Genomic DNA, 24084 nt, shown 5'->3' on the forward strand with positions numbered 1-24084 from the left:
GCTGCCCCTCTGGCGCGACGTGCGGAGCGACAAGACCTGGCTAGCTTGCCTGCCCGCGCCCGGCGCTGCGCAGCACTTGCTTGCGCAACCAGGCGTGCGCCGCGTCGGCACTCATGCGGGAATGCCAGAACAGGTTCATCTCGAACGGCGCCAGTTCGATCGGTGCCTCGACGAGATCGAGCACCTGGTCGAACCGCGCAAGAAAGCGGCGCGGCAGCGTGCAGATCAGGTCGGTGCTGCCGAGGATCAGCGGCGCCAGCGCGTAGCTCTGCACCGAGACGCTGACACGGCGTTCCCGCCCGATTTCCGCCAGCGCATGGTCGACCATGCCGGCAAAATGGCCACCGCTGGTCGAAATCAGGAGATGATCGAGGGCGCAAAATTCGTCGAGGATCAGCGGTCCGGTGCCCCGGGGGTGGCCGCGCCGCTGGGCGGTGACGAAACGCTCCTGGAACAGCTTGCGCGCCATCAACCCCGGCGCGCCATCCTCGGCGACGCCGATGAAGACGTCGATCTCGCCCTGTTCGAGCGCTTCGGAGATGCGGGCCTTGTCGGGGCTGGTGAAGGCGATCCTAACCTCGGGCGCTTCCGACTTGATCAGCGGGATCAGGTCGGGGGCCAGGATTGACACCGGATTGTCGGTGGCGGCGATCCGGAAGACGCGCTTGCTGGTGGCCGGATCGAACACCTTGGCCGTGCCGATGAAGTCGCTCAGCTGCTCCAGCAGCCGCGCCAGCTCGGGCTGAAGCGCCAGGGCGTGCGGCGAGGCGACCATGCCGCGCCCCGAGGTCGAGGGAATGAACAGCGGATCGCCCAGCAATTGCCTGAGCCGCGTCAAGCGGGCCGACAGAGCCGATTGCGTGATGTTCAGCCGGGCCGCGGCATGGGTGACGTTCTTGTCCTTGAGCAGGGCGTCGAAGGTCAAGAGCAACCCGACATCGAATTCAGCCAGCAAGTGGTTCACCGTCGACCCCATTGTCTTGAATGCGGGTGGCCTCAGCCACACAGTACATCATCCGACGCGGCCGAGAGAGGGGATCTCAACTCGTCCGACCCGCCCGTCGGGCAGACCCGTTTTCGCCTCAAATGCCCGCCACAAGCGCCACGCCGCCAGCCCGCCATCGCGAACTGCGGCCCCGACGCTCGCGAAATCTTCTAACTTTCAGTCCGGATTTCTGTCAGATGTACAGGAATCTACGAGGATGCTTGATGATCGCCGCTATCCTTATCTTTGCAATGACCTATCTCGTCATGGCCGTCGGCAAGCTGCCCGGCTGGCGGCTCGACCGGGCCGGCGCCGCCCTGCTCGGCGGCAGCCTGATGGTCGGCACAGGCGTCCTCACCCTCGACGAGGCCTATCGCGCCATCGACATGGAAACGATCACCCTGCTGCTCGGCATGATGATCGTCGTCGCCAACCTGCGCCTCTCCGGCTTCTTCCGCCTGGTGAACGGCTTCGTCGTGCCGCGCGCCCACTACCCGATCGTGCTGCTGACAGCCATCGTGCTCACCACCGGCATCCTCTCGGCCTTCCTGGTCAACGACACCATCTGCCTGGTGATGACGCCGCTGGTCATCGACGTGATCGAGCGCCTCGACCGCAACCCGGTGCCCTATCTCCTCGCGGTCGCCCTGGCCTCCAATGCCGGCAGCGTGGCGACCATCACCGGCAACCCGCAGAACATGATCATCGGCTCGCTGGCCCACATCCCCTACGGCACCTTCGTGACGACGCTGGCGCCGGTGGCCGGCGTCGGCCTCGTCCTCACCATCGTCCTCATCGCGCTGATCTACCGCCAGGAATTCCTGACCCGGGAAAAGCTGGCCGCCACCGCGCCGCAGCCGCCAGCCCGCTACCACGGCCCGCTGGTCTGGCGCTCGGTGCTCACCGTGCTGGTGATGATCGTGCTGTTCTTCCTCGGCCTGCCGATCGCCCAGGTGGCGATCCTTGCCGGCGCTCTGCTCCTGGTCACCCGCCGCGTCAAGCCCGAGAAGATCTATTTCGACATCGACTGGCCGCTCCTGGTGATGTTCACCGGCCTGTTCATCGTCGTCGCCGGCCTGGAAAAGACCGTGCTGACACCCGACGCCGTGGCAGAGGTCGGCAAGCTCGACCTCGCCAGCCTGCCCATCCTGGCCACCGTGACGGCCGTGCTCTCCAACATCGTCAGCAACGTGCCGGCCGTCCTGGTGCTGAAGCCCTTCGTCGCCGGCCTCGCCGACCCCCAGCGCGCCTGGCTCGCCATCGCCATGGCCTCGACGCTCGCCGGCAACTTCACCCTGATCGGCTCCGTCGCCAATCTCATCGTCGCCCAACGCGCCCGCCAACGCGGCGTCACCATCGCCTTCTGGCCGTATTTCACGGTGGGCGCGCCGCTGACGGTGCTGTCGATTGCGTTCGGGGTGGTGTGGCTCGGGTGGGTGGGGGCGTAGAGGAACAGCGGCGTTTGCCCCCCACAAAGCCAACGCGGAGATTTCGGCCTTGATCTACCTTCTCCGTCACGGCGAGACCGCCTGGAATACCTTGGGCAGATTTCAGGGCCAGAAAGATTCACCGCTCACACAGCTGGGCATCAAGCAAGCGGACTCCGTCGCCCGTCTCCTTCATCGGGAAATCCTAGATGCCGCGCACTCCTGCGAAATGCACATCAGCCCTCTCGACAGAGCGCTGGAAACGGCGGACCGGATACGGCGCGTGCTTCCGCTACCCAGCCGCCAAGACACACGGCTCATGGAGGTTTCCGTGGGCTCGTGGGACGGCCTGACGAAGTTCGAGATCGCCAACGAGTTCCCCGGCGCCCTCGACGGCGCAGACGCTTTCGACTGGTACTTCAGGGTCGCCAGACGGCGAGAGTTTCGACGCGGCTTGCAACAGAGCCAGAAGCTGGCTCGCCGACGTTCGGGGGCCAACAATCGCCGTCTCGCACGGGTTATTTGGCCGGCTGATACGCGGCGTCTACGCCGGCCTCTCCAAACGGGAGATGCTGGAGCTGCCCGTACCGCAAGACGGGTTCTACAAGCTTTCGAAGGGCGAGTTCCGGCTGATCAGCTACACAGAACGAGACGCCTCCAAAGGTCCCCACCCGTAAGAGGTGGTAATGGAAACGGCTCCGGACATTCTGGCGGCATGATTACGCCAGTTTATTAACAACGCCCTTTCGCGACGACAGATCTTCTATGTTAGGTCAAAAAGGGTCTAGCGTTCATCCCACTCAAACTGCCCCAGCTTAAAACGGTGGCGATCACTCGACCAAATAGATAATTTGGCTTCCTGTCGAGAGATATCGTTTAGATTTCATGGTTAGGAATAACATCATAACAAAAGTCTAGAAATATGATTTCTATACACAGGAAATAGTAAACATGCAAGAAAACTTGACGAAAGGTTGGAAATTAAGAACTCCCATGTCAGTTGCAGGAATCATATCCGTGATCACCGGCCTGTTAGCGATCTATGGAGTAGATAGAACTCAGCGGTTGTTTCAAGCTCGCATCAAGATAGACATTTTAAATATCAAGGTAGAAAGTGGGCTTCCAATCGCAGATGTAGAAATTACTAACAAGTCAGATCTACTTCTTGACACTGCTAATATTTTTGTAAAAGTCACAAAGCCGAACGGAACGCATTCGGAGGGAAGATTACCGGCAGTTGATCTCGCCCCCAATGAGGAGAAAGAATACAGTATTCGGATGGACCCCTTTTTACCCGAAAAGGGCGCAAAAGTAGAACTCTGCGTCGAAGCCGTTGGCCCTCTGCCCCTGACAAAAGCAATTTGGACGAGAGAATATCAATACACCAATTTCGTTCCCAAAGCGGGAGGTCGCCCCATGTGTAGGTATGGCGCGGCAGAGCTTTTAAAATACAAGACACTACCACCCGAAGCTATTGCGGAGCAAAAAGCTGGATGCGTTATGCCGGAATTTGCGAATCCCCAGATCGATTACATCCCAATAGACTTTTCATTGGACGAGATATCTAGATTACAAAACTGGGGAGTTCCAGGAATAATAAAAGGCTGCAGCCCTTGATTTGAAATGCCGTCACGGTAAACACATAGGGGGGGCGTTCGCTAGAGGTCTAGCGATAACAGGGAAGAGGGCCGGGAAATCAATTGGGTCCAAACTTTGCCTACCCTAGATCCCTGAACCTGTACCCCACCCCCGGCTCCGTCACGATCAGCCGCACTTCCCCGTCATCCCTCAGCTTCTGCCTGATCTGCCCCACGTACACCCTCAGATACTGTGTGTCGGCTTCGTGCTGATCGCCCCAAATGGCGGTGAGCAGTTGGCGGTGGGTAAGTACCGTGCCGGCGTTGCGGACGAGGAGGGCGAGGAGGTCGAATTCCTTGCGGGCGAGGCGGACGTCGCGGCCGGCTTTCAGCACGCGGTGGCGGGCGAGGTCGATTTCGAGGTCGCCGGTGGTGATGACGGGGGCCTCGGGCTCGCTCGGCCGGTGGCGCAGGGCGGCGCGCAGGCGAGCGAGCAGTTCGCCGACGCTGAAGGGCTTGTTGACGAAGTCGTTGGCGCCGAGGTCGAGCGCCTCGATCTTCTCGGCCTCGCGGTCGCGCGCCGACAGGATGACCACCGGCGTGGCGCGGGTGCGCCTGAGTTCGGTGAGCACCGCCTTGCCGTCCATGTCCGGCAGCCCCAAATCGAGCACGACGATGTCGGCCGGCGCGTCGCGCATGGCGTCGAGCGCCTGTTGGCCCGTGTCGGCGCGCTGCACCTGATAGCCTTCGAGTTCCAGCACCGGCGTGAGGAAGCGATGGATGGCCGGCTCGTCATCGACGACGAGTACCGTCTTGTCGGTCATGATGGCTCCTCGATCGGCAGCGACAGGGTAATGCGCGTGCCGTGACCGTTCTCTATGGGGCTCTCCGCCGTGGCCGTGCCACCGTGCAGGGCGACGATGCCCTGCGTGATGGCAAGGCCGAGGCCGCTGCCGTCGCCGCCATCGCCGGTGTGACGGGCGCCGCGCACGAACTTGTCGAAGACGCGCGGCAGGATGTCCGGCGAAATGCCCGGCCCGTCGTCCTCCACCGCAAGGCGCAGCCAGCCGCCGTCTTCCTCGGCATTGAGGGTGATCTTCACCTTGGGGCCGCCATGGCGGGCCGCGTTGGCGACCACATTGGAAAGCGCCTGCTCGATCAGGCTGGCGTCGGCCTTCACCAGCGGCAGGCCGGACGGCACGGAGAGCGTCAGCCGCCCTGCCATGCCGCGCCGCCGCGCCTGATCGGCCAGCCGGTCGGCGATCTCGCCGATATCCACCCAGTCGCGGCGGATATCGAGGGCGCCGGCCTCGAGCCGCGTCATGGAGAGGAGGTTGCGCACCATGCCGTCGAGCCGCTCGCCCTCCTCGCGGATGGAGGAGAGGAGATCGACACGCTGCTCGGGGCGGAGCCGCTCGCCGAAGTCGATCAGGCTGGTGGAGGCGCCAAGGATGGAGGCGAGCGGCGTGCGGAAGTCGTGGCTGATCGAGGCGAGCAGCGTGTTGCGGACGCGCTCGGTTTCCGCCTCGGCTCGGGCCGTGTCCGCCTCCTTGGCCAACGAGGCGCGGTCGATGGCCGACGCCGCCTGCTCGGCCAGCGCATGCAGCAGCACCTGCTCGTCGCCGTCGAGAAGCTGCCCGGCGTCGCCGATCTCCACGCCGAGGGCACCGACCGGCCGCCGGCCGATGGTCAGCGGCAGGAAGGTCCAGGCGCAATCGCCGAAGAACGGGCTGCCGGCGCCCGCCACCTCCTTGCAGCCGAAGGCCCATTCGGCCGCCGACAGCGCGGTGTCGTCGAGCTCCGTTCCCCGCGGAGCCAGTGCGGCGAGCGCCAGCCGATCGCCCTCGCCGAGCAGGAGGGCGCAGCGGCGGGCCGTCAGGCCACGCACCTCGCCGGCCACCGCCTCGGCCACTTCGGAGCGGTTGGCCGAATAGGACAGGCGGCGGGTGAAGGCGTAGAGCCGCTCGATGGTCCGCTCGCGCGCCATCGCCACCCGCGCCCGCTCGCGCGACTGGCCGGCCAGCGCCGCCGTGATGATGGCGACGATCAGGAAGGCGACGAGCGCCAGGAACTCGCGCGGCTGCGAGACGGTCAGCGTGTAGAGCGGCGTGATGAAGAAGAAATTGTAGCCGAGGAAGGCGACGACCGCGCCGAGAATGGCCGGCCAGATGCCGGAACGGATGGCCGGAAACAGCACCGACAGCAGCAGGATCAGCGCGACATCGGTGAGGTCGAACCAGCGACGGGCGGTATCGGCCAGGATCAGCCCGACGGAAACGCTGAGCAGCGCTTCGACATAGCCGACGAACGGCCCCGGCCGCAGCCACTCGGCGCGCGTCGCCAGAGTGAGGTCGACGACGGACGGATGGGCGCTCCCCGCTGCCGGGGGCGCAACGCGTGGTGAGGTCTCAACCATGGGTGCGGCGGACTGCCTCCGAAGTCAGAGCCTGAGCCGAAACTCTACCGAGGCGGGCATCTATGGCATCCGCTTGCTCCGAAAAGTCTGCAACTTTTCGGGCGGATGCTTGAGCTTCGATCTCTGCGCTTCCGGTACTTACGAACCTCAGGTTCGCTCCGCTCCGGTTCTCGAAATCATCGCTCTCTGCCCCGTCCCAGCCAATTTCAGATCAGGCTCCCACATTCGAGTGGTAGCTGGAAATCGCTTCCTCATCAACGAACGACCTTTGGCATGATTACTTGGACGTGCCCTAGGCAAAGTCCGGCGCAATACTGGACGGCCAAGGCGGCGAGCTTCTTCACCGGCCGCCGCACATTGGGCTCCGGTTCAGTCGGTCAGCCTGAATCAGGCTCGACAACCGCACCGAAAAGCAGCCTGTGCCTCAGCAATCCAGCTTGCCGAAAGCAGTCCCCTTTAAACGGTTGCCCAGCACATGGGCAAAGTAGAAATATTTACATCACCCACGATCGGTAACCGGGCTCACATCTGCCCGACGGGTTTAGGTCCCAACTTCGCAAAGAAAGTAAAGTCTAGAAGTATCCTATTAATGCGATTTTCATGCCTTCCCGGCAAAAGAGAGACGTTAGCGGAGATCCTGAACATGATGACTGTGAGTAATTTCTTAAGACTGCTCTTTGGCGTAATGCTCACAGTTACAATAGGGGTTCTCAGTCAGTCGGCTTTGCGATCGTGGAACGAGCTCAGCGATGCAAGGCGCATCGAAGCGGCAACCCGCGCCTCCGCCGGCCTGTTCGAAGCCATGGCCGACCTGCGCCTGGAGGGATCGTTGACCCAGGGCTTGCTGGGTCGCCCCGATCCCGGCACCCCGCTTCCCTACTGGGCGCCGGCGCGCGAAGGCCAGGTCAATGGATTGACCGACGCCATCGAGGCGATCAAGGGCGCCGACCTTGCCGACAGTGCCACCATCATCAAGCAGTTGCAGGATGAGCTTGACCAGTTGAAGGCGCTGCACAAGGCCACGGCCGACGCGATCACCAAACCCAAGGCGGATCGACCGGCCGACCTGCAGCAGAAATACACGGATTTCACAACCTCGGCCCGCACGCTGCTGACCGATGTCGGCACCAAGCTGCAGGCGTCGATCATGCTGCAGGATCCCCTGGTCGACCAGTTCGTGTCCTTGCACAATCTCAGTTGGACGATGCGCTCTTCCTCCGGTGAGGCGCTGACCAACATCACCAACAACGTCACAACCATCGGCGATATCCCGGCCACCGCGCTGACGGACCAGGCGGCCATGCACGGTCGCATCGACTTCATCTGGGCGACGCTCAACGACCGCCTCAAGGCCCTGCCGAAGACGCCTGGACTGACCAAGGCCCTGGCCGAGGCCCAGAGCGTCTATTTCGACCCCGCCTTCCGCGCCCAGCAGATCGCCTTCCTCAAGCAGCTGATGGCCGGTCAGAAGCTGGACATGACGCGCGACCAGTGGGACGGCCATGTCATACCGACGGTCATGACGCTGGCCAATGTTGCCCTGGCCCTGATCCAGTCCGCCAGTCAGGCGGCCAACGACAAGGCCAGCTCCGCCATGGTCGGCCTTGAGATTTCTCTTGGCCTGCTCGCTGCATCGCTGGTCTTCACCATCGTGGTGTTCCTGGCGATCGGCCGCCGCGTCACCAAGCCGCTGCAGCATCTCACCAAGACCATGCAGACCATCGCCGACGGCGCCCTTGAGACGGAAATCGTCGGCATCGGTCGCCAGGACGAAATCGGCGCCATGGCCCGCACGCTGGCGGTGTTCCGCGACAGCCTTAGCCGCAACCGGGAACTCGAGCTCGAAAGTGCCAGGGGCCGCGAGGCCTCCGAACAGGAGCGCAAGGCCATGCTGGCCGATCTGGCATCACGCTTCGAGAACGTGGTGGGCGGCATCGTCGCGTCGGTGTCCACCTCAGCCAAGGACCTTCAGGCAGCGGCCAGCACCTTGCAGGATGCCACGGACGAGACCAGCCTGCGCTCCAACAACGTCGCCGCCGCCGCCGAACAGGCCTCATCCAACGTCGCCAACGTGGCCGGCGCGGCCGAGGAACTCGGCGCCTCTGTGCAGGAGATCGGCCGGCAGATCGCCAGTTCGGCGGAAATGTCGCAGGCCGCCGTCGAAGAAGCGCGCACCACCGCCGTGGTGGTCAGTGAGCTTTCGGACGCAGCCACGCGCATCAGCGACGTTCTCGGCCTGATCTCCAACATCGCCGGCCAGACCAACCTCCTCGCGCTTAACGCAACCATCGAGGCGGCCCGCGCCGGCGAGATGGGCAAGGGCTTCGCGGTCGTCGCCGCCGAGGTCAAAGAACTGGCCAACCAGACCTCCAAGGCCACAGCGGATATCTCCGCGCAGATCGGCGCCATCCAGGAGTCGACCGGCCGGGCTGTCGGCGCGATCAGCGGCATCGCCGAGATGATCGGCAACATGAACCAGCTGACCCTTCAGGTCAGCGAGTCGATCGGGGCGCAGAACGCGGCCACCACCGAGATCGTGCACAGCATCTCGCAGGCCAGCGTCGGTGCCAGCGACGTGACGCAAAACATCTCCGGCGTGGCCCAAGCGGCGCTGCATTCGGGAACCGCCGGCAAGCAGGTCCTGTCGGCGTCGTCCCTGCTCGCAGAACAGGCCAATCAGATGCGCGAGGAGGTGGATCAGTTCCTCAAGACGGTTCGCGCCGCCTGACGCATCCCAAGTCAAGAAAGCAACGCCTTGAAATCGCTCCTCGGAAACGGGGGGCGATTTTTCATTTTTCCTGCCGCAAACCTGAACCAAGCCTCCACGAAATCTGGAAAGAACAAGGCATAAAGCGGACCTTAACAAGACTTTCCCGCCGTGTGGACGAACTTCAGTTCGGTTTCAGTTTGACGACATATGGCTCGACGCATAAACACGCCGAAGCCATCCCAGGCCTCAGCAAATCAAGGTGCACTCAGTTCTTCATGGCCGACTTCCTGCCCTTCTCCCGCCCCTCTATGGGCGGGGATGAAATCGCCGCGGTGGCAGACGTCCTGCGCTCCGGCTGGATCACTACTGGCCCCAAGGCCGCGGAGCTCGAGACCAGCTTCGCAGCACACACCGGCGCCAAGCATGCCGTGGCCGTCAGCTCAGCCACCGGCGGCATGCACGTGACGCTGCTGGCACTGGGGATCGGCCCCGGCGACGAGGTGATTACCCCCTCACTCACCTGGGTCTCCACCCTCAACATGATCGAGCTCCTCGGCGCCACGCCGGTGATGATCGACGTCGACCGCGACACGCTGATGGTGACGGCAGAGGCCATTGAGGCGGCGATCACGCCCCGCACCAAGGCCATCGTCCCCGTGCATTACGCCGGTGCGGCGCTCGACCTCGATCCGATCCGCGCCGTTGCCCGCCGCCATGGCATCGCTCTCGTCGAGGACGCCGCGCACGCGAGCGGCACGTATTACAAGGGGCGTCCTATCGGCAGCGAAGGCACGGCGATCTTCTCCTTCCATGCCATCAAGAACATGACCTGCGCCGAAGGCGGCATGATCGTCACCGACGACGCCGACTTCGCCGACCGCATCCGCAGCCTGAAGTTCCACGGCCTCGGCGTCGATGCCTTCGACCGGCTGACGCAAGGGCGCGCACCGCAGGCCGAGGTGATCCGTCCCGGTTTCAAGTACAACCTGCCCGATATCGCCGCCGCCATAGCGCTGGTGCAACTCAAGGCGCTCGCCGCCCACAATGACCGCCGCGCCGAGCTGGCCACCCGCTATTTCTCTGAGTGGGGCAACCTGCCGCTCCAGCCGCTCGCCCTGCCTGCCTGGCCGCACCAGCACGCCTGGCACCTGTTCATCGTCCGCGTCGACGAGGCGCGTTGCGGCATCGACCGCGACGGGCTGATGGCGGCGCTGAAGGAGCGCGGCATCGGCACCGGCCTGCATTTCCGCGCCGCCCACACCCAGAAATTCTATCGAGAGCGCTATCCGGCGCTGCGACTGCCCAACACCGAATGGAACTCGGCGCGCATCTGCTCCCTGCCGCTGTTCCCCGACATGGCGGATGCCGATGTCGACCGGGTGGTCTCGGCGCTCAAGGAGATCGTCACAGCATGAACCGCCTCGCCATGCCGCCCATCACCAAGGTGTCGGTGGTCATTCCCGTTTTCAACGAGGAAGAGTGCCTGCCCGAGCTGATCGCCCGCACCACCGCCGCCTGCGACCAGCTGACCTGCGATTACGAGATCCTGCTGGTCGACGACGGCAGTTCGGACAACTCTGCCGCCTTGATGATGGCGGCGGCCGAGACGCCCGACAGCCCGGTCATCGCCGTCATCCTCAACCGCAATTACGGCCAGCACTCGGCGATCATGGCGGGCTTCAGCCATGTCTCCGGCGATCTCGTCATCACGCTCGACGCCGACCTGCAGAACCCGCCGGAAGAGATCCCCCGCCTGGTCGAGATGGCCGCCAGTCACGACGTGGTCGGCACCATCCGCGCCAACCGGCGCGACAGCCTGTTCCGCAAGACCGCCTCGCGGATGATCAACCTGTTGATCAAGCGCACCACCGGCAAGGCGATGAGCGACTATGGCTGCATGCTGCGCGCCTATCGCCGGCCGATCGTCGAGGCCATGCTGAACTGCCAGGAGCGCAGCACCTTCATCCCCATTCTCGCCAACACCTTCGCCCGCCGCGCCACCGAGATCGAGGTGCGCCACGCCGAGCGCGAACACGGCGAGTCCAAGTACAGCTTCATGAAGCTGATCAACCTGATGTACGACCTGGTGACCTGCCTCACCACCACGCCGCTGCGCCTCTTGAGCGTCGTCGGCTCGGTCATCGCGCTCTCGGGCTTCGCGCTGACGGTGCTGCTCCTGGCGATGCGCCTATTCCTAGGTGCCACCTGGGCGGCAGAGGGCGTATTCACCCTGTTCGCCATTCTGTTCTTCTTCATCGGTGCCCAGTTCGTCGCCATGGGTCTGCTCGGCGAATACATCGGCCGCATCTACAACGACGTCCGCGCCCGCCCCCGTTACTTCGTCCACACCGTGGTCGGTGAGCGCCATCCCCAGCAGGGCAATCCATCATGAAAGCTGTCGTATTCGCCTATCACGATCTCGGCTGCATCGGCCTGAAAGCGCTGGTCGAGGCCGGCTATTCGGTCGAGGCGGTGTTCACCCACGCCGACAATCCCAATGAGAACCAGTTCTTCGGCTCGGTGGCCCGCACCGCTGCCGATCTCGGCATTCCCGTCTACGCGCCGGAAGACGCCAACCATCCCCTCTGGGTCGAGCGCATCAGGGCCATGGCGCCCGACGTCATCTTTTCCTTCTACTACCGCAACCTCCTGAAGGCCGACCTCCTGGCGCTGCCGCCGAAGGGCGCCTTCAATCTGCATGGCTCGCTGCTGCCGCGCTATCGCGGCCGGGCACCGCTCAACTGGGTGTTGGTCAACGGTGAGAAGGAGACCGGCGTCACGCTGCACCGCATGGTGGCGAAAGCTGATGCCGGCGCTATCCTCGCCCAAAAGCGGGTGGCGATCGATGACGACGACACCGCGCTCAGCCTGCACCACAAACTGAAGGCCGCGACCAAGAGCCTGCTCACCGAGGTGCTGCCGCAAATCGCCGCGGGCACCGCCGAGGAGACCGAGCAGGACCATGCCAAGGCCACCACCGTCGGCCGCCGCACGCCCGAGGACGGGCGCATCGACTGGCAGAAGCCGGCCCGCAGCCTCTACAACCTTGTCCGCGCCGTGACGCAACCCTGGCCCGGCGCCTTCAGCTACGCAGGCACGACCAAGTTCATCATCTGGCAGGCCAAGGTGCGTGACGATGTCGTCCCGGCGCGTCCCGGCACCGTGCTCAGCACCGCGCCCTTCGTGGTCGCCTGCGGCAGCGGCGCGCTGGAGATCGCCGCCGGCCAAGGCGAGGAAGGCATCTACCTTCAGGGCGCCCAGCTCGCCGAAAGCCTCGGCCTGGTCACCGGCGCGCTACTCAACTCCGTACCTGTGGTCGCCGCCAAGCGGCCGACCCGCGTGCTGATCCTCGGCGTCAACGGCTTCATCGGCAACCACCTCACCGAGCGGCTGCTCGCCGAGGACGGCTATGAGGTCTACGGCCTCGACATCGGCTCGGACGCCATCTCGCGCTTTATCGACAACCCGAGCTTCCACTTCGTCGAGGGCGACATCTCCATCCACTCCGAATGGATCGAGTATCACATCAAGAAATGCGACGTGATCCTGCCGCTGGTCGCCATCGCCACGCCCATCGAATACACGCGCAATCCGCTGCGCGTCTTCGAGCTCGACTTCGAGGAAAACCTGAAGATCGTCCGCTCCTGCGTCAAATATGGCAAGCGGATCATCTTCCCCTCGACCTCCGAGGTCTACGGCATGTGCACCGATGCCAACTTCGACGAAGACAAGTCGGATCTGGTGGTCGGACCGATCAACAAGCAGCGCTGGATCTACTCGGTGTCCAAGCAGCTGCTCGACCGCATCATCTGGGCCTATGGCGAAAAGGAAGGCCTGCGCTTCACCCTGTTCCGGCCGTTCAACTGGATGGGACCGCGCCTCGACAACCTCAACGCCGCGCGCATCGGCTCGTCGCGCGCCATCACCCAGCTGATCCTCAACCTCGTGGAGGGCACGCCGATCAAGCTGATCGATGGCGGCGCCCAGAAGCGATGCTTCACCGACATCAAGGACGGCATCGAGGCGCTGTTCCGCATCATCGAGAACCGCGACGGCCTCTGCGACGGTCAGATCATCAACATCGGCAACCCGGACAACGAGGCGAGCATCCGCGAGCTCGCCGAGATGCTGCTCGCAAGCTTCGAGAAGCATCCGCTGCGCGGCAACTTCCCGCCGTTCGCCGGCTTCCGCGAGGTGGAAAGCGCGAGCTACTACGGCAAGGGCTACCAGGACGTGGAGCACCGCAAGCCAAGCATCCGCAACGCCGAGCGGCTCCTGAAGTGGCGGCCGACCATCGATATGGCGCATACAGTCAACGAGACGCTCGACTTCTTCCTGAAGACGGTGGATCACGATACACCCAATTCGGTCCCTGAAGCCGAGGCTAGGGCACCGCTTCGGGTAGCAAACGCAAAAGTGTCGTTCGCAACAGTCAAATGAAGAAAGTCGGCCTGCGCATCGATGTCGATACCTTCCGGGGAACGCGCGACGGCGTTCCCCGCCTCCTTGACCTGCTCGACTGGCACGAGGTGAAGGCGAGCTTCTTCTTCTCCGTCGGGCCGGACAACATGGGCCGCCACCTCTGGCGCCTGATGCGACCGACCTTCCTCACGAAGATGCTGCGTTCCAAGGCTGCCTCGCTCTACGGCTGGGACATCCTGTTCGCCGGAACCGCCTGGCCGGGCCGCGAAATCGGCACGGCACATGCGGAGGTGATCGCCGCCTCGGCCAAGGCCGGCCATGAGATCGGCCTGCATGCCTGGGACCATTTCGCCTGGCAGACCTGGGCCGGCGTCTGGGGCGAGGAGCGCATGACGCGCGAGATCGAGAAGGGCCTCGACGTGCTCTCCACCATCGTCGGCCGCCACGTCGACTGTTCGGCTGTTGCCGGCTGGCGGGCCGACCAGACCGCCATCGAGGCCAAGCAAGGCTTCGGTTTCCGCTACAACAGCGATTGTCGCGGCACTGCCCCCTTCCGTCCGCGCCTTGCCGACGGATCGCTCGGCACGCCGCAGATCCCGACGACGCTGCCGACCTGGGACGAGGTGGTGGGGCGAGAAACCACGGCTGAAGACTTCAACGCCTTCATTCTGGACAAGCTCGTGAAAGCCGAGGGCACGCCGGTCTATGTCGTCCACGCCGAGGTGGAAGGCATCGCCATGGCCAAGCAGTTCGACGAATTGCTCGCCAAGGCGAAGGATGCAGGCATCGCCTTCTGCCCGCTCGGCAGCCTCTTGCCCAAGGATATCTCCAGCCTGCCCGAGGGACGGGTGACGCGCGGCACCGCCACTGGCCGCGATGGCTGGCTGGGCGTGCAGGCTGCGGCGGAGGCAAGCTGACATGAAGCGCTGGCAGCTGTTCTTCTGGTTCTTGCTGATCCCGCTCGCCTATGTCCTGCCGCTGCTAGGCCGTCGCCTGTGGCTGCCCGACGAGCTGCGCTACGGCGAAATCAGCCGCGAAATGCTGGCGGGCGGCAGCTGGATCTCGCCGCATTTCCTTGGGCTTCGCTATTTCGAGAAGCCGGCCGGCGGCCTCTGGATCAATGCCTTGGGCATGGGTCTCTTCGGCCAGAATAACTTCGGCGTCCGCGCTGGCGCGGTGATCTCCACCCTTCTCGCCGCCGCCATCGTTTCCTGGCTCGCCATGCATATCTGGCGCGACCGACGGACGGCGCTCACCGCTCTTGCCATCTATCTCTCGTCCTTCCTGGTCTATGCCGTCGGCACCTACGGCTCGGTCGATGCCGCCGTGACGCTGTGGCTGGTCGCCGCCATGGCCGCCTTCTGGGTGGCAGCCGAGGCGAAGACGCGAAATGGCCGGATCGGCGGCTATCTCCTGCTCGGTGTCGCCTGCGGCCTCGGCTTTCTCACCAAGGGCTTTCTGGCGCTGGCCGTGCCGGTCGTCGGCGTGCTGCCCTTCGTCATCGTCGAGCGGCGCTGGAGAGAGGTCCTGACCTACGGCCCGCTCGCCATCCTCAGCGCCGCGCTCGTCTCGGCGCCCTGGGCGATCGCCGTCTGGCGAGAACAGCCGGACTTCTGGAACCATTTCTTCTGGGTGGAGCACATCCAGCGCTTTGCCGACAGCGCCCACGCCCAGCACAAGGAACCGTTCTGGTTCTACATTCCGCTGTTCATCCTGGGCACGGTGCCCTGGCTGGCGCTGCTGCCCGCCTCGCTCGCCTTCGGCTGGACCGATCGGCGCAAGGACCCGGCGCTTATCTATCTCCTGGGATGGGTGGTGATGCCGCTTGCCTTCTTCAGCCTCGCCGAGGGCAAGCTGCCGACCTACATCCTGCCGTGCATGGCGCCGCTCGCCCTGTTGATGGCCCGCCGCGCCCGGACCCTCGGCACCGACGTGCTGTTCGTCGCCAATGGCTGGATCAACCTCGTGTTGGGACTAGGGCTGGGGCTCGCCGCCGTTGCCCTCATGTTGCCCTGGAGCGTCGCCCTAAAACTGCCCTACGCCTCCGGCGAAGGCGGCAAGCTGGCGTTTGTCGCACTGGCCCTGCTTGTCTGGGGCGGCATCGGCTGGCTTACGCTGAGGCGGCCAGGCCGGCGCTGGCACTGGGCCGCCCTCTGCCCAATCGGCGCCGCGCTGGTGGTGGGTGGCGTTCTGCCGCAAACTGTGGTCACCTACAAGAACCCGCAATGGTTCCTCGGCGAGGTGGCTCCGGCCCTCACCGGCAGCCGCTACGTCCTCGCCTACGGCCCCGCTTGGGCCTCGGCTGTCGCCTATACCGGCCAGCGCGATGACGTGCTGATCTACAATTGGCCGGGCGAAGTCGCCCATGGCCTCAGCTATCCCGACAGTGCCGACCGGCTCGTCACTGCCGACGCCTTCCCTGACTGGCTCGCCAGCCATCGGCACGACGGCAACGTGTCGCTTGTCATGCCGCTTGCCAAACCCGACCAGCCGGTGACCATGAACCCGGCGCCCGACCGGATCATCCGACAGGGCCGCATGGCGCTTTTCTGGTACAAGCAGCAATGATCGACATCCTCGCCGTCAACATCCTGACCTGCGCCGGCCAGCTGGCGCAAAAGCAGGCGGCGAGCGGTGAGCCGCAACAGGGCTCGCGCCGGCGCCATGTGCTCGTTTGGCTCGGCATCAGCCTCCTTTGCCTGGGCTCGGCCATGCTGCTCTGGCTGTCGGTACTGCAACGGGTGCCTGTCGGCGTCGCCTATCCGATGCTGAGCCTCAACTTCATCCTGGTGACCCTCGCCGCCCGCTGGTTCTGGCACGAGACGATCACCACCCGGCAATGGCTGGGCATCGCGCTGATCGTCCTCGGCGTCATCTTCGTGGGGCGTGGCGCATGACCACCCTGATACCGAAGGGCTTCGCCCCGGCCCTCCTCAGCGTGTTGCTCGCCAGCAGCGCCCAGCTCTTGATGAAAGGGGGCATCGCCGCCCTGCCGCCGATGGCCGATCCCCTGACCTTCGTGCCGGCGCTCTGGCACGTCTGGCCGGCCACGCTCGCCGTCGCCACCGGCCTGTTCTTTTATGTCGCGTCCATGCTGAGCTGGTACTTCGCCCTCAAATCCCTGCCGCTCAGCATCGCCTACCCGCTGATCAGCCTCAGCTACGTCATCGTCTGGCTCGCCGCCATCGCCCTCCCCGCCTTCCGCGACACCTTCAGTCTGGGGAAAGCGGGTGCGATGGTCATGATCCTCGCGGGGATCTATCTGGTGTGCGGGAAACCGCGAGGAGGGTAAGGCAGCGCTCCGTCTTCGACCATCGGCTACCGTGGTGGTTGTGCCTATGCCGCGGACAGCGGGCGTACCTACATCGGAACAAAGAGATAAGGCTCATTAAGCCACGCCTCGGCGAGGGGGCGCTCGATGACCGACATGCAGATGTCCACCGCTCCTCCGAAGGGGCTCTCTCAGGAGGACGCGGCGCGGCGGCTTGCCGATAACGGCCCCAACGAACTGCCAAGATCGGAAAAGCGCAGCCTCATCAGGATCGCGCTCGACGTGTTTGCCGAACCGATGCTGGCGCTGCTGCTCGTCGGCGGCGGCATCTATCTTTTGCTCGGCGACACCGGGGAAGGCCTGATCCTGATGGCTTTCGCCGGCCTTTCCATCGTCATCACCGTGGTGCAGGAGAGCCGGACCGAGCGTGTCCTCGAATCCCTGCGCGATCTCGCCAGTCCACGTGCCCTGGTGATCCGCGACGGCGAGCGCCGCCACGTCCCCGGTCGCGAGGTAGTGGTCGGCGACCTGATGGTGGTGGGCGAAGGCGACCGCGTCGCCGCCGACGCCTTGCTCCGGGAGTGCCATGATCTCGAAGCCGACGAGTCGCTGTTGACCGGCGAGGCGGTGCCGGTCAGCAAGCTGCCGGCAGACGAGGAGCGGCCGGAACGCGCCCGGCCGGGTGGCGACGGCCTGCCGTTCGTCTTTTCCGGCGCCATGATCGTTCGCGGCACCGGCATCGCCGAGGTCGTCGCCACCGGCGCCGACAGCGAGATGGGCCGGATCGGCCGGACGCTGGCCGCCGTCAAGACGGAAAAGCCGCGCTTGCAGATCGAAACAGGGCGCATGGTCCGCCTGTTTGCCGTGGCCGGCCTCGCCGTCAGCGCGGCGGTGCTGGTACTGTTCGGGCTGACGCGCGGCGATTGGCTGGGTGCCATCCTCGCCGCCATCGCCATCGGCATGTCGATGATGCCCGAGGAGTTTCCCGTCGTCCTGGCGGTATTCATGGCCATGGGCGCCTGGCGCATCTCCAAGGCGCACGTGCTGACGCGCCGCGCCAATGCCATCGAGGCACTCGGATCGATCACCGTACTCTGCACCGACAAGACCGGCACGCTCACCGAAAACCGCATGAGCGTCGTCGAGCTGCGACCACTCGGCAGCGCACCCGCCTGGCGCGCCGGGGAGATGCTGCCGGACGCCGTGTCAGCGCTGGTCAGCGTCGCCTGCCTTGCCTCAGAAGCCGATCCCTACGACCCGATGGAGCGCGCCTTCCATCGCCTCGCCAGCGAAAGCGAGCTGGCGCTAGGCACCGTCGTCGGCTGGCGGCTCGTTCATATCTTTCCATTGACGCGAGATCTTCTCGCCGTCACCCACGTCTGGGAACGGGCGGACGGCACCCTATTCGTGGCGACCAAGGGAGCGCCGGAGGCCATCCAGCGCCTGTGCGACCTTACGCCCGAGGACAGCGAGGCGTTGCGCGTCGAGACCGACCGCATGGCCGCTGCCGGTTGCCGTGTTTTGGCGGTCGCTGGGGCCGAGTATCGTGGAGACGACCTGCCGCCCGATCCATCGGGCTTCGCCTTCGCCTATCTCGGTCTCGTCGGGCTTGCCGATCCGCTGAGAGCCAGCGTTCCCCAGGCGATCGCCGAATGCCGCAGTGCCGGCATCCGCGTCGCCATGATCACCGGCGACTATCCGGCCACCGCGCTGTCCATCGCCCGCGATGCCGGCATCGCTGCCAGCTCGGCCATTACCGGCGACGAGCTCGACCGGCTGGACGACAGCCCGCTCGCCGCGCACATGGTCGAAGCCAACGTCTTCGCCCGCATCATGCCCGAGCAGAAGCTCAAGATCGTCGAGGCCCTGAAGCAGCGCGGCGAGGTGGTCGCCATGACCGGCGACGGCGTCAACGACGCCCCATCGCTGAAGGCCGCCGACGTCGGCGTCGCCATGGGCGGACGCGGAACCGACGTCGCCCGCGAGGCGTCGTCGATCGTGCTGCTCGACAACGACTTCAGCGCCATCGTTGCCGCCATTCGCCTCGGCCGGCGCATTTACGACAACCTCGGCAAGGCCATGGCCTTCATCTTCGCCGTGCATATCCCGATCGCCGGGCTGGCTCTGCTGCCGCTCGTGTTCGGTACGCCGCTGTTGTTCGGGCCGGTGCACATCGCCTTCCTGGAAATGGTCATCGATCCCGTCTGCTCGCTGGTGTTCGAAGCCGAAAGCGAGGAGCCGGACATCATGCGCCGACCGCCACGCGCACCCGATGCCCGCCTGTTCTCCGGATCGGCGATGGCCTGGGCCGCCGTGCAGGGCGTGGCCGGCCTGCTGGTCGCCGCCACGCTTTACCTAGTGACGCTCGGCGCCGGCTATCCGGCGGACGATGTGCGCGCCATGACCTTCGTGGCGCTGATCCTGGTGATCGTCGTGCTGATCATGGTCAACCGCAGCTTCGGCACCTCGCTGCTGGCGGCGGTCTCGCGGCCTAACCCGACATTGATTGGCGTGCTGGCGGTCATCCTGCCGCTGCTCGGCGTCGTACTGTTCTGGCCACCCGTCCGCGCCCTCTTCGGCTTCGGCCTGCTGCACGCCGACGACCTCGGCCTCGCCATCGCCGCGAGCACCTTGGTTCTAACCGGCCTTCAGGGAATGAAGTCGATGCTACCACGCGGATAGTGGCGGAAATGGTCGGATCAGATTTGGCACTCCTATGAAAATCGGTGCCTTTATCCTTTCTTTACACCCACCTCAAAGCATAAACTCCACATCTACTAAACGCCCCCACCGTATAAAGAAAACATAAAGAAGTTTATTTCTCATATAAAGTCGATTTTATTTGCACCCATCCCAACGGATAAATATCTCCTCGGCAAGGACAGTTCGGAGTTTGCCTTGCCATGTCGGGTTCTTCAGCACACGGCCATCACGTTCAGAGCTTTTGGGCCTTGGCGCTCGGATCGATCGGCGTCGTCTACGGCGACATCGGCACCAGCCCGCTCTATGCGCTCCGGGAGTCGCTGAGCCATGCCGCCGCCGATGGGCTGACGCGCTCCGAGGTGATCGGCATCGTGTCGCTGCTCCTGTGGTCGCTGACGCTGATCGTCACCGTCAAATATGTGCTGTTCATCCTGAAGGCCGACAACCGTGGCGAAGGCGGAACGCTGTCGCTCTTGGCGCTTGCCCAGGCGACGGTCGGCCGCCAGGCGCTGACGCTGGTGATCCTCGGCGTGGTCGGTGCGGCGCTGTTCTATGGCGATGCCATCATCACGCCGGCCATCTCGGTGCTCTCGGCCGTCGAGGGACTGGAGCTCGCCTCGCCCGGTTTCAGCCGATATGTGCTGCCGCTCACCACCATCATCCTGATCGGCCTGTTCGTCATCCAGGCGCGCGGCACCGGCAGCGTCTCCAGGTGGTTCGGCCCGATCACGCTGGTTTGGTTCGTGGTGATCGCCCTCCTCGGCCTCAAGCACATCGGCGACGATCCCGCCATCCTCTGGGCGATCAACCCCTTGTGGGCGGCGCGCTTTCTCGCCGAGCACGGCCTCGGCTCCTTCGCGGTGATGGGCTCGGTGTTCCTGGCCGTCACCGGCGCCGAAGCGCTCTATGCCGACATGGGCCATTTCGGCCGCAAGCCGATCCAGTGGGCCTGGATCGCAGTGGTATTCCCGTCGCTCGCCCTCAACTACATGGGCCAGGGCGCCATGGTGCTGGCGCGTCCCGAGACCATCGAAAATCCATTCTTCCTGATGGCGCCGGACTGGGCGCTGGTGCCGCTGGTGGTGCTGGCGACGCTGGCCACCATCATCGCCAGTCAGGCCGTCATCTCCGGCGCCTTCTCACTGACCCAGCAGGCGATCCAGCTCGGCCTCTTGCCGCGCCTGGAGATCCGCCACACCTCGGCGGCGCAGGTCGGGCAGATCTACATGCCCAAGGTCAACTGGCTGCTGCTCACCGGCGTGCTGTTCCTGGTGTTCGCCTTCAAGAGCTCCAGCGCGCTCGGCAACGCCTATGGCATCGCCGTGACCGGCACCATGGTCAGCACCTCGCTGATGGCTTTCATCGTTTTCCACTATGCCTGGAAATGGCCGCTGTGGCGGGCAGTGGCGGTGATCGCGCCCATGCTGGCAGTTGAGATGGTATTCCTCGCCAGCAACCTGATGAAGCTGTTCGACGGCGGCTATGTGCCGGTTCTCGTCGCCGCCGCCATCGGCATCGCCATCTGGTCGTGGATGCGCGGCACCAAGCTGACTCACGCCAAGGCGCGCGCCGAGGCCATTCCGCTCAATGATCTAATCGGCATGCTCGGCCGCTCGTCGCCGGCCCGCGCCAAGGGCACCGCCGTGTTCCTCACCGCCGACCCCACCATCGCGCCCAGCGCGTTGATGCATAACCTCAAGCACAATCACGTGCTGCACGAGCACAACCTGATCGTCACCGTCGATTACGCCATGACGCCGCACGTGCCCGAGGACGAACGGATCGAGGTGTTCCCCCTCGACGGTGGTTTCAAGGAGGTGCACGTTCACCTCGGCTACATGGACGATTCCAACCTGCCGATGGCGTTGGAAAAGGCCCGCAGGCACGGCCTGAAGATCGACATCATGTCGACCAGCTTCTTCATCAACCGCCGCTGGTTCAAGCCAGCGGTGACCTCGGCCATGCCGCGCTGGCAGAACCGCCTCTACATCTCGCTCACCAGGGCGGCTACCAACGCCTCCGACTTCTTCCGCCTGCCCTCCAACCGGGTGATCGAGATCGGCCAGCAGTTCAGCATCTAGGGAAGCCCGAAAAGGTGTGAGACTTTTCGGATAAGCGGATGCGTGAGCGGACGGCCATCCGTCCGAAGTTGGAAAACTTTCGGATAGCCGGACGCGCGTATCTCTCGTAAGTATTACGGATGCCACTCAACCAAAAATTCAAATGAACCATATCATTCAGGCAAGTCGCGCATCCGATGGTTGCGCGCAAAACGCCGTGCGGTGAAAGTTCATGCATAGATTAATGGAAGATCAAACAATACATGGCACAACAGAGGAGCCTACGTAGACTCCAGATAATTTCTACCGATAGAGTTTACATCCTGTTTTCCTTGGAGGGCACGTATGAGAGCAACGGGCCCGGGGATTTCACGGAACGAAAGTTTGGATGAGCGGCCGTATCACCGGGAGATCCGGGCCGAACAGCTGAGTATTGCCCTCAATAATCTCCCCACCACCCTAATCTCCTCCGTCATCATATCCACGTCGGGAACGATCGTCCTCGGCACTGAGTCCGGTTATGCGTGGATTCCCTGGTGGCTCGTCGCCGTGATCGGGACATCGATCCTGAGAGGTCTCTGGCTCCTGGGAGTTCGTCGCTCGCCCGCGGCCGCGCGTGACACCGAGAGATGCCTCGGCCAACTGCGCCTACATGCCTTCCTGGCCGGCCTGACTTGGGCTGCCGTGCCGGTTTTGCAGATCGGCCATATCGAGACGATGTCGGGGGCGCTCACGGCCTTCCTCATGGCAGGCATTTCCGCTGGCGCGCTCATCCAGAGTATGACGCTAGCCGATCATGGCATCGTGTTCTTCACGCCTATCCTGCTGGCCACCGCCGCCACCTTCCTGGCCCAGGGGAACCTCGCCTGCGGCGTTGTCGGGGCGAACACCCTGCTGCTGCTCACCATGATGATCTTCCAGGCGCAGCGCGGTTCGGCGCGGTTCTGCCAAGGCGAAGAAGCTCGCCTCAGCTCGCTAGCGCTTGCCAAATCGGTCAATGAATCGAACCGCAAGCTGGACTACCTCGCCAACCACGACAGCCTGACCGGCCTCCATAACCGAGCGGCCTTCAATGCCGAACTGGCCGCCCGCCAGGCAAGGGGTGCCGGGCTGGCGCTCGCCGTCATCGATCTCGACAACTTCAAGCTGGTCAACGATACGCGCGGCCACCTCATCGGCGACAAGGTGCTGATAGAAGCGGCTACCCGCATCTCCCGCGCCTGCCAGCCCAGCGAATTCATCGCCCGTCTCGGCGGCGACGAGTTCGCGATCATCATCGACTCCGCCCCTTGCGAACAACGCGCCGAAGCCCTCAGCAAACGGGTGGTGGCGGTGATGGGACGGCCGTTCGTCATCGACGGCGTTACGTTGGTGATCGGTGCGTCGATCGGCCTCGCCCTGTTCCCGCAGGATGCTGCTGAACTCACCGAGCTGTTCGCCGCCGCCGACATCGCCCTCTATGCAGCCAAGGACAAGGGCAAGCATCAGGCCTCCCGGTTCGATGCCGACCTGCGCACCAAGCTCGAAAGAAGCCAGCGCATCGAGGCGGAGATCGGCGATGCCCTGACGCACGGCCTTCTCAACGTGGTCTTCCAAGGACAGCACAATCTCACCACAGGCGCTGTCATCGGCCATGAAACACTGATCCGCTGGGCGCATCCCGAACTCGGGGCCATCAGCCCGGCGGAAATCCTGTCGGCAGTGAGGAGCGCCGACATGGGCGACCAGTTGACGGAGTTCGTTGCCAAGGAGGCCTGCCGCCTCTTGCGCGCGCTGACCAAGGCGGGCGACACCACTTCCACGGTGGCCATCAACATCTCGCCAGCCGAATTCCTGACCGGCAACCCGGTGGGCATCATCCTTGAAATCATCGACCGGTTCGCCATCCGCCCCGAGCGCTTCGAGGTGGAAGTCACAGAGGAAACCATCCACGATCTGACGGGCGTCAACGCCGAACTCAACAGGCTGATGTCGGTTGGCGTGAAGATCGCCATCGACGATTTCGGCGCCGGCCACTCCTCGCTCGTCAAGCTGGCGTCCCTGCCCTTCGACAAGCTGAAGATCGACCGCTGCCTGATCTCGGGCATCGACGGCCAGGAAAAGAACGCTCAGCTCATCGCCACCCTGATCGGTCTCGGCAAGCAGCTGAATTTCACCGTGCTGGCCGAAGGCGTCGAAACGGCCGCCGAAGCCGAAACCCTGCGGCGCCTCGGCTGTGCCCAGGTGCAGGGATTCCACTTTTCTCGCCCGGTGCCGGCGCAAAGCATCGTGGCGCAGGCTCGGGAAGAGGGCGCGCGAACGAAAGAGCTGCGGCAGGTTTCGTGATAGGTCGCGCCTGCTGCGGAAAGCGAATGAAACGCCCCTAGATCAACCGTCTTGAGGATCCGGATATCGCGCGCTGCGAATTTCGTATTCATCAAGCGGCGCGCGGCGCAGGATATCCAGATAGCGCTCTCTCGCGCCCACTCACCCAGCTCCGGCGAAATATGCCCCATCGTTTCGATCGACGGTGC

Annotated in this window: 16 protein-coding genes and 1 pseudogene; 14 read left to right on the plus strand and 3 right to left on the minus strand. The window is 64.2% G+C overall.

Translation table 11 applies throughout. The features are described from left to right. Positions 1–40: 40 nt before the first annotated feature. Positions 41–964 carry a LysR family transcriptional regulator gene (locus G522_RS0114720; protein WP_026791702.1) on the minus strand — a complete coding sequence of 308 codons (924 nt, stop codon included), beginning with the start codon at positions 962–964 and terminating at the stop codon, positions 41–43. A 245-nt stretch (positions 965–1209) separates the two neighbouring features. On the opposite strand from G522_RS0114720, the gene G522_RS0114725 reads away from it, so the two are divergent. The 3 genes and pseudogenes from G522_RS0114725 to G522_RS30060 all read left to right on the plus strand — a co-directional run bounded on the left by G522_RS0114725 (position 1210) and on the right by G522_RS30060 (position 4029). Further along, on the plus strand, positions 1210–2433 hold the full coding sequence (locus tag G522_RS0114725) for an ArsB/NhaD family transporter (RefSeq protein ID WP_036839419.1): 1224 nt from the start codon (positions 1210–1212) through the stop codon (positions 2431–2433). A gap of 49 nt (positions 2434–2482) precedes the next feature. Beyond that, positions 2483–3089: pseudogene (locus G522_RS26995) on the plus strand (histidine phosphatase family protein). 274 nt (positions 3090–3363) lie between these two features. Next, on the plus strand, positions 3364–4029 hold the full coding sequence (locus G522_RS30060) for a hypothetical protein (protein WP_156886942.1): 666 nt from the start codon (positions 3364–3366) through the stop codon (positions 4027–4029). Positions 4030–4129: 100 nt separating this feature from the next. Here G522_RS30060 and G522_RS0114735 read toward each other — a convergent pair whose 3' ends face one another. Both G522_RS0114735 and G522_RS27000 read right to left on the minus strand, forming a co-directional pair. Next, positions 4130–4813, minus strand: coding sequence for a response regulator (locus tag G522_RS0114735; protein ID WP_026791704.1), 684 nt, complete (start codon positions 4811–4813; stop codon positions 4130–4132). Then, complete coding sequence (locus G522_RS27000; protein WP_051228654.1) at positions 4810–6405, minus strand: ATP-binding protein; 1596 nt, start codon at positions 6403–6405, stop codon at positions 4810–4812. The genes G522_RS0114735 and G522_RS27000 overlap by 4 nt, the downstream gene beginning before the upstream one ends. A 643-nt stretch (positions 6406–7048) precedes the next feature. Between G522_RS27000 and G522_RS0114745 the strand changes: the two genes are divergently transcribed. The 11 genes from G522_RS0114745 (at position 7049) to G522_RS0114795 (ending at position 23896) form a co-directional block, all read left to right on the plus strand. Further along, entirely contained in the window at positions 7049–9133 is a 2085-nt protein-coding gene (locus G522_RS0114745; protein ID WP_169453532.1) for a methyl-accepting chemotaxis protein, read from the plus strand. A 257-nt stretch (positions 9134–9390) separates the two neighbouring features. Next, the gene (arnB, locus tag G522_RS0114750) at positions 9391–10530 is read left to right on the plus strand and encodes a UDP-4-amino-4-deoxy-L-arabinose aminotransferase (protein ID WP_026791706.1); all 1140 of its coding nucleotides are present in this window, start codon (positions 9391–9393) and stop codon (positions 10528–10530) included. Then, positions 10527–11507: an undecaprenyl-phosphate 4-deoxy-4-formamido-L-arabinose transferase gene (arnC, locus tag G522_RS0114755; protein WP_026791707.1), complete on the plus strand. Its 981-nt coding sequence runs from the start codon at positions 10527–10529 to the stop codon at positions 11505–11507. Before arnB ends, arnC begins: the two co-directional genes overlap by 4 nt. Then, positions 11504–13555: a bifunctional UDP-4-amino-4-deoxy-L-arabinose formyltransferase/UDP-glucuronic acid oxidase ArnA gene (gene arnA, locus G522_RS27005; protein ID WP_051228656.1), complete on the plus strand. Its 2052-nt coding sequence runs from the start codon at positions 11504–11506 to the stop codon at positions 13553–13555. The genes arnC and arnA overlap by 4 nt, the downstream gene beginning before the upstream one ends. After that, on the plus strand, positions 13552–14454 hold the full coding sequence (gene arnD / locus G522_RS0114765; protein ID WP_026791708.1) for a 4-deoxy-4-formamido-L-arabinose-phosphoundecaprenol deformylase: 903 nt from the start codon (positions 13552–13554) through the stop codon (positions 14452–14454). The genes arnA and arnD overlap by 4 nt, the downstream gene beginning before the upstream one ends. A 1-nt stretch (position 14455) precedes the next feature. Further along, entirely contained in the window at positions 14456–16105 is a 1650-nt protein-coding gene (gene arnT, locus G522_RS0114770) for a lipid IV(A) 4-amino-4-deoxy-L-arabinosyltransferase (protein ID WP_026791709.1), read from the plus strand. After that, on the plus strand, positions 16102–16434 hold the full coding sequence (gene arnE / locus G522_RS0114775; protein WP_026791710.1) for a 4-amino-4-deoxy-L-arabinose-phosphoundecaprenol flippase subunit ArnE: 333 nt from the start codon (positions 16102–16104) through the stop codon (positions 16432–16434). Before arnT ends, arnE begins: the two co-directional genes overlap by 4 nt. Continuing rightward, positions 16431–16829, plus strand: coding sequence for a 4-amino-4-deoxy-L-arabinose-phosphoundecaprenol flippase subunit ArnF (gene arnF / locus G522_RS0114780; RefSeq protein ID WP_026791711.1), 399 nt, complete (start codon positions 16431–16433; stop codon positions 16827–16829). Before arnE ends, arnF begins: the two co-directional genes overlap by 4 nt. A gap of 126 nt (positions 16830–16955) precedes the next feature. Beyond that, positions 16956–19490: a cation-translocating P-type ATPase gene (locus tag G522_RS0114785; protein WP_026791712.1), complete on the plus strand. Its 2535-nt coding sequence runs from the start codon at positions 16956–16958 to the stop codon at positions 19488–19490. Between the two features lie 221 nt (positions 19491–19711). Then, entirely contained in the window at positions 19712–21592 is a 1881-nt protein-coding gene (locus tag G522_RS0114790; RefSeq protein ID WP_026791713.1) for a potassium transporter Kup, read from the plus strand. A 363-nt stretch (positions 21593–21955) separates the two neighbouring features. Beyond that, positions 21956–23896, plus strand: coding sequence for a putative bifunctional diguanylate cyclase/phosphodiesterase (locus G522_RS0114795; protein ID WP_026791714.1), 1941 nt, complete (start codon positions 21956–21958; stop codon positions 23894–23896). The last annotated feature ends 188 nt before the right edge of the window (positions 23897–24084 follow it).

It is taken from the genome of Pleomorphomonas oryzae DSM 16300, assembly GCF_000422965.1.
Classification (GTDB): Bacteria; Pseudomonadota; Alphaproteobacteria; order Rhizobiales; family Pleomorphomonadaceae; genus Pleomorphomonas; species Pleomorphomonas oryzae.

Excerpts from the sequence above, each read along its gene's own strand:
- arnE (WP_026791710.1), top strand. The coding sequence starts at position 16,102 with ATGATCGACATCCTCGCCGTCAACATCCTGACCTGCGCCGGCCAGCTG.
- arnD (WP_026791708.1), top strand. The coding sequence starts at position 13,552 with ATGAAGAAAGTCGGCCTGCGCATCGATGTCGATACCTTCCGGGGAACG.
- G522_RS0114725 (WP_036839419.1), top strand. The coding sequence starts at position 1,210 with ATGATCGCCGCTATCCTTATCTTTGCAATGACCTATCTCGTCATGGCC.
- arnF (WP_026791711.1), top strand. The coding sequence starts at position 16,431 with ATGACCACCCTGATACCGAAGGGCTTCGCCCCGGCCCTCCTCAGCGTG.
- G522_RS0114790 (WP_026791713.1), top strand. The coding sequence starts at position 19,712 with ATGTCGGGTTCTTCAGCACACGGCCATCACGTTCAGAGCTTTTGGGCC.
- G522_RS27000 (WP_051228654.1), bottom strand. The coding sequence starts at position 6,405 with ATGGTTGAGACCTCACCACGCGTTGCGCCCCCGGCAGCGGGGAGCGCC.
- G522_RS30060 (WP_156886942.1), top strand. The coding sequence starts at position 3,364 with ATGCAAGAAAACTTGACGAAAGGTTGGAAATTAAGAACTCCCATGTCA.
- G522_RS0114735 (WP_026791704.1), bottom strand. The coding sequence starts at position 4,813 with ATGACCGACAAGACGGTACTCGTCGTCGATGACGAGCCGGCCATCCAT.
- arnT (WP_026791709.1), top strand. The coding sequence starts at position 14,456 with ATGAAGCGCTGGCAGCTGTTCTTCTGGTTCTTGCTGATCCCGCTCGCC.
- G522_RS0114785 (WP_026791712.1), top strand. The coding sequence starts at position 16,956 with ATGACCGACATGCAGATGTCCACCGCTCCTCCGAAGGGGCTCTCTCAG.
- arnA (WP_051228656.1), top strand. The coding sequence starts at position 11,504 with ATGAAAGCTGTCGTATTCGCCTATCACGATCTCGGCTGCATCGGCCTG.
- arnB (WP_026791706.1), top strand. The coding sequence starts at position 9,391 with ATGGCCGACTTCCTGCCCTTCTCCCGCCCCTCTATGGGCGGGGATGAA.
- G522_RS0114745 (WP_169453532.1), top strand. The coding sequence starts at position 7,049 with ATGATGACTGTGAGTAATTTCTTAAGACTGCTCTTTGGCGTAATGCTC.
- arnC (WP_026791707.1), top strand. The coding sequence starts at position 10,527 with ATGAACCGCCTCGCCATGCCGCCCATCACCAAGGTGTCGGTGGTCATT.